This window comes from Acinetobacter sp. UC24323 (assembly GCF_024151445.1).
GTDB lineage: Bacteria > Pseudomonadota > Gammaproteobacteria > Pseudomonadales > Moraxellaceae > Acinetobacter > Acinetobacter baumannii.
This window is the reverse complement of the sequence record NZ_JAHIBY010000008.1, coordinates 75326-89965: the sequence shown is the minus strand read 5'-3', so window position 1 is coordinate 89965 and position 14640 is coordinate 75326. Positions and strand designations below refer to the sequence as shown.

General features: G+C 39.4%; 10 protein-coding genes. All 10 read right to left on the bottom strand.

What is annotated here, in order from left to right:
- Window positions 1–6 precede the first annotated feature (6 nt).
- Window positions 7–1635, bottom strand: coding sequence for a PglL family O-oligosaccharyltransferase (locus KNQ97_RS12205; protein WP_253612293.1), 1629 nt, complete (start codon window positions 1633–1635; stop codon window positions 7–9).
- 107 nt (window positions 1636–1742) lie between these two features.
- Window positions 1743–3053 carry an O-antigen ligase gene (locus tag KNQ97_RS12200; RefSeq protein ID WP_110989353.1) on the bottom strand — a complete coding sequence of 437 codons (1311 nt, stop codon included), beginning with the start codon at window positions 3051–3053 and terminating at the stop codon, window positions 1743–1745.
- Between the two features lie 59 nt (window positions 3054–3112).
- Window positions 3113–3550, bottom strand: coding sequence for a pilin (locus KNQ97_RS12195; protein ID WP_004742156.1), 438 nt, complete (start codon window positions 3548–3550; stop codon window positions 3113–3115).
- A gap of 342 nt (window positions 3551–3892) precedes the next feature.
- Window positions 3893–4453: a TPM domain-containing protein gene (locus tag KNQ97_RS12190; protein WP_000258949.1), complete on the bottom strand. Its 561-nt coding sequence runs from the start codon at window positions 4451–4453 to the stop codon at window positions 3893–3895.
- Window positions 4447–5529, bottom strand: a complete 1083-nt coding sequence (locus KNQ97_RS12185; protein ID WP_001246384.1) for a YgcG family protein — start codon at window positions 5527–5529, stop codon at window positions 4447–4449. Before KNQ97_RS12185 ends, KNQ97_RS12190 begins: the two co-directional genes overlap by 7 nt.
- Window positions 5530–5550: 21 nt before the next feature.
- On the bottom strand, window positions 5551–6141 hold the full coding sequence (locus KNQ97_RS12180; RefSeq protein ID WP_000846931.1) for a LemA family protein: 591 nt from the start codon (window positions 6139–6141) through the stop codon (window positions 5551–5553).
- A 130-nt stretch (window positions 6142–6271) separates the two neighbouring features.
- On the bottom strand, window positions 6272–7159 hold the full coding sequence (locus tag KNQ97_RS12175; RefSeq protein ID WP_001017320.1) for a metal-dependent hydrolase: 888 nt from the start codon (window positions 7157–7159) through the stop codon (window positions 6272–6274).
- Between the two features lie 174 nt (window positions 7160–7333).
- Entirely contained in the window at window positions 7334–8755 is a 1422-nt protein-coding gene (locus tag KNQ97_RS12170; RefSeq protein ID WP_000840834.1) for an FAD-dependent oxidoreductase, read from the bottom strand.
- A gap of 70 nt (window positions 8756–8825) precedes the next feature.
- Window positions 8826–13301: a glutamate synthase large subunit gene (gene gltB, locus KNQ97_RS12165; protein ID WP_001139944.1), complete on the bottom strand. Its 4476-nt coding sequence runs from the start codon at window positions 13299–13301 to the stop codon at window positions 8826–8828.
- A 460-nt stretch (window positions 13302–13761) separates the two neighbouring features.
- Window positions 13762–14637, bottom strand: coding sequence for a hypothetical protein (locus KNQ97_RS12160; protein ID WP_000218807.1), 876 nt, complete (start codon window positions 14635–14637; stop codon window positions 13762–13764).
- Window positions 14638–14640 lie beyond the last annotated feature (3 nt).

The following is a 14640-nucleotide window of genomic DNA, read 5'->3' as shown; positions in this document are numbered from 1 at the left end:
TTTTTTTTATTTATTTTTTAACAACTCTGCCAAAGTTATTTGCTGTCGATAAAGATGCTGCAAAATAAATATTTGCTGCTCGGCCTGTTCTACTTTTCCATTATAGGCAAGTAGCTGGGCATATTTACGCAAGTTATAAGGTGTCGCTTTATTCTTCACAAAATTACCCCATACTGCTAAATCAGCATCAGATAAAGTAGTTTCAGGCTTCATCTCAATCCATTTTAGACGCTGCTCAAACTGCGTTAAAATAAAAATCTGATTACTTCCTAAAATCTCAGCATTTGGCTGTTTATTCTTAAACAGCAAATTACTATTTGTGACATAGACATTATAGTCACGCCAAATTGCTACCAGAAGTATTACACTTATTCCCCAAATTAATCGAAGAACCTGCTTGTTGAGTACAATACCTTTGAGTACAGGTGTCTGTGCCTGAATTATGCCTAATAAGAAACCACAAGTAAGTAAGAAATAAGCGTAGCGTTGAGGAAACTCTAACATGGCATGAATGAGTACGGTACACACCATCATAATTGCAATAATTGAGATAGTTTCTTTAGCCTGCTGGTTTAACCAAAGGAACCAACATACAAAGTAAGCAATAATGACTATACCTATTGGAATACCGTTCCAGATGATGAGATCTAATAAAATATTATGGGCACTGGTCGTCCACTCAGTTGTTGGAAAAAGAGCATAGGCTGACATTTGCGCCACACTGGTTTGGTTCCAACCATACCCTAACCAAGGATGCTGCTGTACAGCAAGTAGCATTTGGGTCCAGATATTAAAACGTAAATATCCAGAGCTTGCTCTTTCAACTAAACTACTTGCTTGGGTTACATCAGTGCTTGACCATGCTTCAATTAAACTAGTAGCAAATGGCAGAATCACGCCAGCTATTACAAAAAAACCAGCGCACCACAAAAACCCTTGAATAAAACCAAATCTTTTTTGTTTTCCAAATAGTTTAACTATCCAATAGATAAGTAAAAATGGAAAAACGGCCCAAGACGTTCTTGATTGGCTTAAAGCGATTGTAAACAAGATAATGAGTGCTGAAGGGAAAAGTAACCAAACTGTTGCTTTATTCTTTTCATATAAAAATAGACAACCTAATAGCCCCATAATCAGAAAGGTTGCCATATTGTTAGGTTGACCAAAGTTGCCGTAAGGACGGTTACCAATTAAATGCAACATATGCACAAAATGAGACTCAATATTTAACCATTGGCATATCGCAATAAAACTGGTCGCAATTGATACAATAATCAGTAATAGGCTAAAGCCTGTAAAAATTTGATCTCGCTTTTGTTGATCTAGTGACAAGTTATAACCCGCCACAACCATAAACCAGAAGCCTAATAAGTAAAGTGAACTTAACAAAGCTGTACTAAAATCAAAAACTAGACCAAAAGCCCACTGCACCACTGGAATTAAAATAAATGGCAATAGCAATAATTGTGCACGCGGAATTTTAATATTTTGATAAAAAAGTGCAGCTAAGACACTTAAACCTGCCGCAAAAGTACTCATTTCACTAGAAAACATTACCCAAGGGTTATAGTGAAATGGTGATAACCATGCAAAACCCAACAAAATTGCTGCGAGGAACAGAAAGAATACTTGCATAATGATAGGTTTGAGACTATTAGAAATGGGGGAAATTATACATGGAACCCTAAAGAAAAATGTATGAAGTCTATATGAAAAGGTCTTGATAAAGTTTACTTCACAAGTTAAGGAATTTTTGAAGCTGGTACTAAGTGCTCCGCACCACCATAAAACCAAAAGTTTGGAGCCATTCGTCCTCCATAGCTTCCGCAATTCCAACAAGTTAAATCTTGTCCTAAATACATTATTGTGATGTATAAGAATAAAACTCCCCATAAAGCAATCAGTATTTTTGTCGACTTAAAAGAATATTGGGAACTAGAAGTTAACTCTCTATGAGAAAAAGTAAAAGCTATAAATAATACACAGGCAATTTGTGACGCTGGGTACACCATACTACCTGAGAACATTGCATCAACTAAAACGGCGATCACACCAACTTTCAAAATTAGTGAAACAGTTTTATCTTTAAATAAACCGATTAACTGGGTCAACATCCATATACTGAATATGAGACCTATAATGCCCCATTCAAAAATAAGTCTTAAATATAGATTATGTATATGATGTCCGTATACATACTGTATTTTAGACAAATATCCACCACCGACCCCAGTAAATGGGTGCTGTTTCCATTGTTCAAATACAAACTTCCACATTTCTGCGCGCAGCGATGTTCCCGCTCGTATTACAGTCATTGTATTTTTTTCAGCTAAAAAAATAGTGATTTTATAAACAAAAAAAGCTAAAAAAATATAAATACAGCTTTGCAGAATAAGCTTTCGATTTTCTTTAGAATATATAAAGAGAACTAGCAATCCTGTCATTACCGCAAGTAAAGCAGACCTAGCCCCATCAAAAAACCATGCTAAAGCAAAAAAGAAAATTGCTATAGAGTAAAAATAAGAGATATAAGGATATTTCTTATTTTTCAGATAAATCAGAAAGAAAAATAAGGGAACAATAACACTATCATAAATCCGAATCGTGCCAGAGTTAAACTGCCAATCAAACCATTGTTGATGGATAATAAAATTAAAAATAGAAATCAAAATAAATAAACATGGAATAATCGCTGTAACTACAATTAGTGCAATACCATGCTCTATATTTTTTATATTCCTTAACTCATATGTTAAGGCAGAAAATATAAAAAGTAATGCTATCGCAGACCAAAGCTCTTGAAACTCAAAAATTTCCCAATTTATTTGTTGAGTTAATATCAGCACCCCAATAATAAAAAAAATAATTTGAGTATAGATTGAATATTCAAGTTTTTTTGCGAAGATTAATATGAATAAAGCACATAGTGCTAAAGGAAACTGCAATAAACGAAGTTCATCATATTGAAAGACAGACCAGCCAATTTGGTATCCTAATAAAGCAGTAATAAGATAAATTACAACAACCAGAAATAGAATATTTTTTTTTAACATATTTATTTTTCTTTAATGAAAAAGAGAGGTCGAAACCTCTCTCTTTTATAATTTTTTAATTATGAAGTTCCACCTGTACAAGCTTTTGGTAAATATTTTTGCTCAGCATTTGATGTACATGCCCAAGTCACACTACCACCTTTATCCGTTGGAGTTAGGGTCAAAGTTTTACCCTGAATACCTTTTGATACATTACTAGACGCCATTGTTGCAGTAATTACTCCATCTTGTACAGCAACACCCGAAACATACTTGCCCACTACTGTTGTAGAGGCTGGAATACCATTTGCTCCAGATGAAATACCAGTAAAAGTGCCAATTTGACCATATGTTTCGGTAACATTTGTTTTTAATGAGTCTGATAAGTTTAAAGCTTCTGACATTTGAGATCGGGCAATATAATCCTGATAAGCAGGAATCGCAATCGCAGCCAAAATACCGATAATGGCAACTACGATCATGAGTTCAATTAACGTAAAACCTTTTTGTGCATTCATAGCCTTTTCCCCAAAGATTGTATGTATGTTTTTATATAAGCTTTTTCAGCTATGAAATATATTGCAGCAACCATGCCAACTTTTATTATTGTTAAAAAACATAAACTTACAATTTATTGTGTCTTATTTTAGTAGCTTAAGCTGTAATTAACTGACAAAAATTGTCACTAGGAATTTAGTAGGACTGAATCACCGATAAAAATTAATTTATTGCCTATTTCATTTTTTTAATAACGAATGTGATAAAAATCTCTATAAAAATAATCAAATAGGTGACATTTTTTGTCAGTCACCTTATTGAGCAATAAATTCTAAAAACAGTTAAATTTTTGAGTCAATCATTTAATTAATAATGATAGGTGCGTTACCTAATTCATTTAATTGATCTGGCATGTTTTCATCGTAAAAGCGTGCCATCACTTCTCCAATTTGCTGAACTCCTGTAACTACAGCTTTCTGATATTGCTTTTGTTGAAGCTGCTCTACAATCGACTTACAAATCTGCTGCCATATTTGTTCAGTAGTTGCATTCCTAATCCCACGATCAAAGATGATTTCTACTGTACGTTCACACAAATTTAAATAGAGCAATACACCACTATTGAGCTCTGTATCCCAAACACCCAGTTCTGCAAATAATTGCTGGGCTCTTAAACGGGTATTTTGTCTATACGCTTGTGAACATGGGATATGGCCTTCTATGACAACCTGTATTTCGCCAACGTGTCCATGCTCTGCTTGCTGTACAGCCTCAGCAATAACTTGTTTGTCTTGTTTGGAGAAATATCTGCTACTTGCTGGTAAATAACAAAAATGCTTAAACCAACGTTTTAAACTGGGCTCTACAGATTCCTCAATTTTTGGCTGAGTAATAATTTGGGTTGTTTCTGATGTTGTTACCATGAGCCTGAAGCACCTCCACCGCCAAAACGTCCACCACCGCCGCCGTAGCCTCCGCCACCACCGCCAAAGCCTCCTCCGCGTCCACCGCCACCAGCTCCACTCAGAATAGCCTGTAAAATCAGTTGGGCAATTGAAGTTATGAGTAAAAAGAAAATACCAAAACCTAGTAGTAAACTCATTACTATGCCAGCACCATTTACGAAACCAGCTACCGCTGCCGCAACTCCTGCTGTTGACGCGCTAAGTGGTCGACCGACAATAAATGATCCCACAACCCCAGCAACAAGAATAAATAAAGCCATTGTAAGCGTTGTTTGTTTGGCTTGTTGTTCTTCGGCAGCTTGATGTTGGCGTTCTTTTAAATCTTGAGCAGCTTGCTGAGCAACTTCCGGATCTAAATTTAAAATTCTTCCAATTTCATCAAGTCCTGCATTTAGTCCTTGAGCATATTGGGCTTGTTTAAAATAAGGGGTAATTTGATTTCGAATAATTCGACTTGCAACAATATCAGGTAATACCCCTTCTAAACCGTATCCAGTTAGAATCTGTATTCTATGGTCATTAATTGCAACTGCGATAAGTAAGCCATTATCTCGTTTACTCGAACCGAGTTGCCATTTTTCACCTACTCGCAAAGCATAATCAAAAATATCTTCTTGACCTGTAGTTGGTACAATCACAATACCTATTTGTGCTTTACCTTGCTGGTACAGATTTAAGATTTTCTGGCTAAGCTGTTGTTTTTCGGTTTCACTCAAAACGTTAGCTTGATCAATGACAGGTTGATTTAATGTTGGTAAACCGCGAATTGATTCACCATCAGCCATATCATTTGCAACTTGCGTTTGAGGTGTGACACTCGAAGCTGCCTGAGAATTTATTTGAGGCTTAGATGCTTGAGCTTGCTGCTGTTGAATAATTTTGCCTGCCACTACCGTATCCGTTTCATCGGTAGCAGTGGCAATATTATTCTCACTCCAAGCCGCATTCTGAAACAGAACACCACAGCAGAGAACAATTAAGGTAATAACGAATACCCTAATTTGCTTAGACTGAAGCAATATAGTATTTCTCATGCGGCACTCCTTTGATTTAAATTAATCAAAAGAAACTTTTGGAGCCTGCTGAGCAGATGCTTCTGCAGAGAAATTGGCTTTAGGATGCATGCCAATCACTTTCGCTGTTACTGCTTGTGGGAACTGACGAACATAAGCGTTATAGTCCTGAACAGTTGTAATATAACGATTACGGGCAACAGCAATTCGGTTTTCTGTTCCCTCAAGCTGAACTTGCAATTCTTGGAATTGGGTATTGGCTTTTAAATCTGGGTAATTTTCTGAAACGGCAATAAGTCGAGATAATGCCCCAGTTAACTGGCTTTGTGCCTGTTGATATTTTTCAAGTAATGCTGGGTCTTCTAATACTTCTTTATCAACCTTCAAGCCTGCAACATTGGCACGTGCTTGAGTGACTTCTGTTAAAACCTGTTCTTCATGTTTAGCATAACCTTTTACAACATTTACCAGATTTGGAACTAGATCAGCACGACGTTGATATTGGTTTTGTACTTCAGACCAAGCCGCTGTTACAGCTTCATCTTTAACCTGTAAGGTATTATAGCCACAACCTGAAAATAATAGGGTACTGGCAAGTGTTGTCGCGATAGCAAGTTGTTTAAACGTTTTCATCGTCACATTATCCTCAAGTTTTTCTTTATATTTTTAACCACTTTTCCCGATTGTATGACGATTTTGGCATTATTGTGTTGCTTTTATTTTATAGATTTAAAAAAACCGGATTTTTAAATCCGGTTTTTTATTAGCTTGGTCTTGGATTTTTTTCCTCTTGGAAACTTGTCATTTGATATTCATCAGCCAAATAACTTTTCCAATAATCGACCATATGACCATAATCTTTTTGACTCGGGTGGAAGTCCTTTTTGTAATAAGCAAAATATTCAGGAGTTAGCTGTATAAGCATTTTAGCAAGCAAATATAGCCCAAATAAGTTACCTCCGATTTTAGGCAAGCTCTTCCATTTATCTTGCCAAAATAGCCGTGTAGTGCCATAAAAAGCAAGACTTGCAAACCCTGTAGTGACACTCCGCATGAGTAAACGACGAATACGGTCATCGCCATATACCTGTTGATAGACATCGAATGCAACTGAACGATGCTCGATTTCCTCTATAGCGTGCCAAACCCAAAGCTTTAACGCATCTTGATCCAAAGTTTTTAGAAGTTCTGGATGCTGTAAAATATATCCCCCCAGCAAAGCCGTAAAATGCTCAAATGCACATGTCAGTGCTAGCTGCAGCTTAGGAGAAATTGTTCTTAAATACTTGTCACGCTCATTCAACCAGTTTTGAAAGCGATCCAGATTATAGTCATCACGACGCCAAGCCTCATTGAACTCTCCATGTGCTTTCGAATGCATTGCTTCTTGCCCAATAAATGCCGCAATCTGAGCCTGTAGTTGAGGATCGGAAACTTTGTCACGTACATTACGCACGCTATTTACAAAAAACTGTTCTCCTACGGGAAATGTTGAAGAGAGTGCAGTTAAAAAATGGGACATTAAAGGCGAATTTGCAAAATAATAGCGTTTGATAGCTTGAGGATTAAACTCAAGGCGACGCACTGTAATACCCAACGCTTTTCGACGATTTAAATATGATTTTTCTGCCGTCATACCTGCGATATTCATATTCAACACCTATTGTATTGAAGAAGGAAGCTTTGAGTATCTCTTGCGACTAAGGGGCTAAACAGGGCAAAAAAGCTTATTGTATTTGCCAAAAACATCAAACTGACTAATGGTAAAAAAATAAAGCCTGCATATCGCAGGCTTTATCAAAAACTTTAATAATGATTTTTTAGATTAAACACCAAGGTAATCTAAAATACCTTCAGCAGCTTGGCGACCTTCCCAGATTGCTGTAACTACAAGGTCTGAACCACGTACCATATCACCACCAGCAAAGATTTTTGGGTTTGAAGTCTGGAATTTAAATTCCTGCTGTTCAGGTGCAACAACACGACCAGAACCATCAAGATTAATATTCACACTACCAAACCAGTCAGCAGGGCTTGGACGGAAACCGAACGCTAGCAAAACTGCATCAGCAGGTAAAACTTCTTCAGAACCCGGAATTGGCTCAGGGCTACGGCGGCCACGACTATCTGGTTCACCCATTTGTGTCGTTACCACTTTTACGCCTGTTACCTTACCATTTTCGCCAACAATCTCGATTGGTTGACGGTTAAATAAGAACTTTACGCCTTCTTCATACGCATTTTTTACTTCACGTGCAGAACCCGGCATATTACTTTCATCACGGCGGTATGCACATGTTACGTCGTGGGCACCTTGACGTAATGAAGTACGGTTACAGTCCATTGCGGTATCACCACCACCAAGAACAATAACTTTCTTACCATCCATGCTAATGTATTCACTTGGGTCCTTTTCCCATCCCTGACAGCGGTTCACGTTAGAGATTAAGAAATCAAGCGCATCATAAACACCGTCAAGATCTTCACCAGGGAAACCACCTTTCATGTAGGTATAAGTTCCCATCCCCATAAATACTGCATCATATTCAGCAAGTAATTCATCAATCGTGACATCTTTACCAATTTCAGTATTTAAGCGGAATTCAATGCCCATGCCAGTGAAAATTTCACGGCGGCGCTTCATCACATCTTTTTCCATCTTGAATTCTGGAATACCAAATGTTAGCAAGCCACCAATCTCAGGACGCTTGTCAAATACCACCGGTTTAACACCGCCACGAGCTAAGATGTCGGCACAGCCTAGGCCTGCTGGGCCCGCACCAATGATTGCAACTTTTTTACCTGTCCACTTCACATGTGACATATCTGGGCGCCACCCCAAAGCAAAAGCCGTGTCATTGATATATTTTTCAGCATTACCAATAGTTACTGCACCAAAGCCATCATTTAAGGTACAAGCACCTTCACACAAACGGTCCTGCGGACATACACGACCACATACCTCAGGTAAAGTATTTGTTTGATGGCAAAGCTCAGCAGCCTGGAAAATTTGGCCTTCAGCAATGAGTTTTAGCCAGTTTGGAATGTAGTTATGTACAGGACATTTCCATTCGCAATATGGGTTACCACAACCTAAACAACGGTGCGTCTGATTGGTTACAGTTTCCGAAGTAAAAGGTTTATAAATTTCCACAAACTCTGCTTTGCGGACAGTAATATCTTTTTTCTCTGGATCTTGACGTGGTACATCCAGAAATTGAAAGTCATTATTTAGGCGTTCTGCCATGTCTCTCTCCGTGGGTAGGCGCGGATTTCCTTGTTTGCCCGCACCTGCCTATGTCTTTGCAGTCGTGGAATTATTGTGGGTCAGCTTGTGTAGTTTTCAAAAGCGATTGCAAGTTAGCAGCTTTTGGTTTTACAAGCCAGAATTTACGGCTGTAGAAGTCAAACTCATTGCGGATTTTGTAAGCCCAAGCACTACCTGTTTCCTTGATGTGCTCGTCAATAATACGCAATAAGAATTCTTTATGATCTTCCATAGATTCTGTTGAAATACGGGTTAAGTCAATTAACTCGTGGTTGTAGTAATCTACAAAGTCATTATCGAGGTCAAGCACGTAAGCAAAACCGCCTGTCATACCTGCACCGAAGTTATGACCCACTTTTCCAAGCACAGTCACAACACCACCAGTCATATATTCACAGCAGTGGTCACCTGCACCTTCAATAACAGCAAACGCACCAGAGTTACGAACCGCGAAACGCTCACCTGCTGTACCTGCAGCAAATAACTTACCGCCAGTTGCACCATACAAACAAGTATTACCAATAATTGCTGTATTTTGTGTCTGGAAAGGTGAACCTTTTGGTGGGAAGATCGAAATACGACCACCAGCCATACCTTTACCTACATAGTCATTTGCATCACCTTCAAGACGGATGTGCAAACCACCAGCATTCCAAACACCAAGTGACTGACCAGCAGTACCTGTTAGGTTCATTACAACCGGATGTGCTTCCATACCCAAGTTGCCATAGCGACGAGCAATCTCACCCGATACACGTGCACCAATTGAACGGTCACAGTTCACGACATTAAAATTGAATTGACCACCAGCGCTTGACTCGATTGCAGGAAGCATTTCTTCGACCATTCTTTCAGCCAATACGCCCTTGTCAAACGGTGCATTACCTTCTACTTCACAATACTGTGCTTTACCTTCAGCAGCAGGATGAGAAGTTAATAATGCACTTAAATCAAGATGAGCATGTTTCTCTGTTTCACCCGGTAAGACTTCAAGTAAATCTACACGGCCAATCAAGTCTTTAAGTGAAGCTACACCAAGAGCTGCCAACCATTCACGCGTTTCTTCTGCAATAAAGTGGAAGAAATTAATGAGCATTTGTGGTTCGCCAATATAGTGCTCTTGACGTAAATGATCTTGTTGAGTCGCAACACCGGTCGCACAGTTGTTTAAGTGGCAAATACGTAGGTATTTACAACCTAATGCGATCATTGGTGTAGAACCAAAACCGAAACTTTCAGCACCTAAAATAGCCGCCTTAATAACATCAAGACCAGTCTTTAAACCACCGTCAGTTTGTACACGTACTTTGCCACGCAAGTCATTTACACGAAGTGCCTGATGCGCTTCACTCAAGCCAAGCTCCCATGGCGAACCTGCATGGTGAATTGATGAAAGCGGAGACGCAGCAGTACCACCGTCATAACCTGAAATGGTAATAAAGTCTGCATATGCTTTAGCAACACCTGCAGCAATCGTACCTACACCCGGCTCAGATACTAACTTCACAGATACCATGGCTTTCGGGTTAACTTGTTTCAAGTCAAAAATCAGTTGCGACAAATCTTCAATTGAGTAAATGTCATGATGCGGTGGAGGTGAAATAAGTGTCACACCCGGAACAGAGTAACGTAAACGTGCAATCAAGCCATTCACTTTACCACCTGGCAACTGACCACCTTCACCCGGTTTTGCACCTTGAGCAACTTTAATTTGCAAGACTTCAGCAGAAGTTAAGTAAGCAGGTGTTACACCAAAACGACCAGATGCAATTTGCTTGATTTTCGAGTTACGAATTGTGCCGTAACGCGCAGGATCTTCACCACCCTCACCAGAGTTTGAACGACCACCAATGGTATTCATGGCAATTGCAATTGCTTCATGGGCTTCTGGAGAAAGTGCACCTAAAGACATCCCTGCCGAGTCGAAACGAGGCAAGATAGCTTCAACCGATTCAACTTGCTCAACCGGAATTGGATTGGTTGTTTTTAACTTAAACAAGTCACGAATAGTCGCGATCGGACGGTTATTCACTAACTCGGCATATTCTTTAAAGTCTTCGTATTTGCCAGAACGAACTGCCTTATGTAGCGAGTTAATCACGTCTGGGTTAAACGCATGATATTCTTTACCAAATACGAATTTCAGCAAACCACCTTGATCAATTGGTTTACGGTTAGACCAAGCTGTAGCCGCTAACTTTTTCTGGTCATTTTCAAGATCAACAAATGTTGCACCTTGGATACGACTAGGAACACCTAAGAAACATTGATCTACAACTTCAGAAGATAAACCAACTGCTTCAAATAACTGACCACCACGGTAAGAAGCTACTGTCGAGATACCCATCTTTGAAAGAACTTTTAATAAGCCTTTCTCGATACCTTTACGGAAGTTTGCCTGTGCATGGATTGGATCACCTAAAAGCTCACCTTTAGCAATCAAATCATTGATTACATCATATGCAAGGTATGGATAAATGGCAGTAGCACCAAAACCGAGTAACACCGCAAATTGATGTGGATCACGTGCAAAACCGGTTTCAACCATAATGTTTGCATCAGTACGCAAACCAGTTTTTATGAGGTGATGGTGTACCGCACCTGTTGCAAGCGCAGCATTTGCAGGTAAATAACCTTGACGAATGTTTTTATCAGTTAAAACAATTAAGGTCTTACCATCACGAACAGCTTGTGCAGATTCTTCACAAATACGAGTAATCGCAGCTTGTAAACCTTCGGTTTCAGCATAGTTCAGATCAATATCAACCGCCTCATAACCTGCACGTTCAATGCTACGAATTTGCTGCATTTTTGAATTTGATAAAACCGGGCTAGAGATGATGATACGATCAGCATGCTCAGGACCTTGTTCGAATACGTTCTGCTCACGGCCCAAACAGGTTTCAAGTGACATAACAATTGACTCACGTAATGGGTCGATTGGCGGGTTTGTCACCTGTGCAAACTGTTGACGGAAGTAATCGGTCACATGACGTACTTGACGAGACAATACAGCCATTGGTGTATCGTCACCCATAGAACCAACAGCTTCCTGGCCGCTCTCAGCGATTGGACGTAACAACTGATCGCGCTCTTCAAATGTCACCATAAACATTTTTTGAGCCGCTTTTAATGCATCGCCAGTTAAACCTTTATCAACAAGTTGTTCTTCAAGTTCCGGGTTTGCATTTAAGCGAATTGCATGGTCACGTAACCACTCACGGTACGGACGCATGTTTTTCAAATGATTGCTAACATCTTTAGTATCAAGCACTTTACCTGTAAGGGTGTCTACAACCAAGATTTGACCAGGACCTACACGACCTTTTGATACCACATCTTCTGGCTCATAGCCCCAAACACCAATTTCAGATGCCAAGGTAATGTAATCATTTTTGGTAATAACCCAACGCGCTGGACGTAAACCATTACGGTCAAGCATACAAATCGCATGACGACCATCTTGAATAACGAGGCCTGCCGGACCATCCCAAGCTTCCATATGTTTTGAGTTGAACTCATAGAATGCACGCAAGTCTGCATCTAAAGTTTCAACGTTCTGCCAAGCTGGTGGCACGAGCATACGTAAAGCACGGAATAAATCCATACCGCCGCCCACCAGAATCTCAAGCATATTATCTAAACTTGAAGAGTCCGAACCTGTACGGTTTACAATCGGGTTAAGCTCGGTCAAACCTGGCAATAATGGGTTTTCAAATTTAGGAGTACGCGCTAATGCCCAGTTACGGTTTGCTGTAATTGTGTTGATTTCACCATTATGCGCAAGATAACGGAATGGCTGAGCTAATGGCCAACGAGGTAATGTATTTGTAGAGAAACGTTGGTGGAATACCACGATATGTGATTTTAAACGCTCATCTGCCAAGTCTGTATAAAACTCGGCAATCGCCGCAGGCATCATTAAGCCTTTATAGCTAATAACTGTCGAGCAAAGCGTAGTCACGTAAAATAACGGATCATTTTGGAGTTGTTGTTCCGCACGGCGACGCGCCAAGAATAACTTACGGTTAAATTCAACCTCAGTTACGCCCATTGGGCAGTTGACGATGACTTGCTCAAAAGCAGGTAAAGATTGAAGCGCGATTTCACCCAATGCATCGTTGTTTGTTGGAACGATACGCCAAGCAAGTACACGTAAACCTTCCGACTCAATTTCTTTCGTTAAAATATTTTTAGAATGCTGTGCTAATGCTGGATCAATATTTAAAAATACCGTACCCACTGCAAAAATTTCACTCAGTGTAATATCACTCAGTTTTTTTGCTTCATCACGGAAAAATTGCTTTGGCATCGCCAATAATAAGCCGCAACCATCTCCCGTCTTGCCATCTGCGGCAATACCACCACGGTGCGTCATGCAACTTAAACTGTGAATCGCGGTTTCTACTAGATGATGACTTGATTCACCCTTCATATGGGCAATCAGTCCAAAACCACAGTTATCCTTAAACTCATCAGGCTGATATAAACCTTGAGCGGGAGCTACAGTATTAGGCGATGGCATGTGCATAGCGTACCCTTCTTTCAATAAGGCTCTTTCGAGCGTCAAACAAACAACTTCTTTTTGCGATAGTGCCTATGGACGATAGTTAGCTCAATGTTTCGCAAAAAAAAATTTTGGGCGGATAAGCCAATATACGCTGTTCCATTTTTACGTACACTGGTTTTTGCTAGAAAAATGTTTTGACTTATTTCGCACTCTTTTAAAGCAGTTCGACCCCACGACTCTGCATAGAATTCACTTCTTAGAGGCTAAAATAGTTTGCAGCACATTAATAAGCACAACAATAAAGCAAAAAGTGTGCCAAAATAGAAAAATAGACCTAAATCTTTATATTTATTATAAATATAATTATTTTATTCACGTTATCATGTAAAAAAATGACTAAATATGCACCACATCTGGTCAAAAAATATTAATACGCCTTACATTTGCACTATTTTAGAGCACAACTTAAGGTGATTTAGTTCCCTCTTGTGCCCTCATTTGTAGCATTTTTTGGTTGATTCTCATTAATCCGTGTCTGTGCAGGTTTATTTGGCTGATCAATATTAGAATTAGATTGTTGTACATCAACCACATTTCCTGCCGCATCACGACGCACAATAGTAGTTTTTGTAGCCGAGTTAGTACTAGTAGGTTTTGGCTGAGTGTTTAGGGTACTACTCGCTGGAGCTGACATTAATAAAGATTCATCAATTCTAGGCAAAGCCGCTGGACGCAATCTAACTTCATATAACTGATTATTGCCACCTTTCATCTCATCTGCCCCCAAATCATTTACCAGTGGAGCATAACTTGAGAACTGCTGTGGCTGAGGTTTAACCGAATCAGGTAACTGCAAATTAATCTGTGTTAATTGCTGAACCGCATCTTCTGAACGTTTGAATGTTCCGTAAGCCAACACATACTGTTCTGCTTGTTGTTCTCCGCTTAAGCGGAAATAAATAAACTTATTACGATCAGTACGACTTTTTAAAAAGTTTTTAATGATGTCTTCATCAGAAGCTCTGAATAACTCAAGCGTCCATTGTTTTTTATTTTCATTAATAAATTTTGTACCACGAAACTCAGGCTCATGTTCACCTGACGCCACAGTTCGTGTTGTTAAATCCAGTGGACGAACCTCGTCAGCTAAAGCACCTAAGTTAGGAGTGGTTGCAACTTTCTCTGGCTGAATTTGTACGGGAGCATCGGAATCAGCTGACTTTTCAACCTCAACCAGTTTTTTATTATCAGTTATGACCCAAAAAATAAAAGCAAGGAATAAGCAGACAATACCACCAACCAACCAGATATATTGTTGAACATTCTGCCAAAGTGTACGTGATACAGTCATGCT

Excerpts from the sequence above, each read along its gene's own strand:
- KNQ97_RS12205 (WP_253612293.1), bottom strand. The coding sequence starts at position 1,635 with ATGCAAGTATTCTTTCTGTTCCTCGCAGCAATTTTGTTGGGTTTTGCA.
- KNQ97_RS12200 (WP_110989353.1), bottom strand. The coding sequence starts at position 3,053 with ATGTTAAAAAAAAATATTCTATTTCTGGTTGTTGTAATTTATCTTATT.
- KNQ97_RS12195 (WP_004742156.1), bottom strand. The coding sequence starts at position 3,550 with ATGAATGCACAAAAAGGTTTTACGTTAATTGAACTCATGATCGTAGTT.
- KNQ97_RS12190 (WP_000258949.1), bottom strand. The coding sequence starts at position 4,453 with ATGGTAACAACATCAGAAACAACCCAAATTATTACTCAGCCAAAAATT.
- KNQ97_RS12185 (WP_001246384.1), bottom strand. The coding sequence starts at position 5,529 with ATGAGAAATACTATATTGCTTCAGTCTAAGCAAATTAGGGTATTCGTT.
- KNQ97_RS12180 (WP_000846931.1), bottom strand. The coding sequence starts at position 6,141 with ATGAAAACGTTTAAACAACTTGCTATCGCGACAACACTTGCCAGTACC.
- KNQ97_RS12175 (WP_001017320.1), bottom strand. The coding sequence starts at position 7,159 with ATGAATATCGCAGGTATGACGGCAGAAAAATCATATTTAAATCGTCGA.
- KNQ97_RS12170 (WP_000840834.1), bottom strand. The coding sequence starts at position 8,755 with ATGGCAGAACGCCTAAATAATGACTTTCAATTTCTGGATGTACCACGT.
- gltB (WP_001139944.1), bottom strand. The coding sequence starts at position 13,301 with ATGCCATCGCCTAATACTGTAGCTCCCGCTCAAGGTTTATATCAGCCT.
- KNQ97_RS12160 (WP_000218807.1), bottom strand. The coding sequence starts at position 14,637 with ATGACTGTATCACGTACACTTTGGCAGAATGTTCAACAATATATCTGG.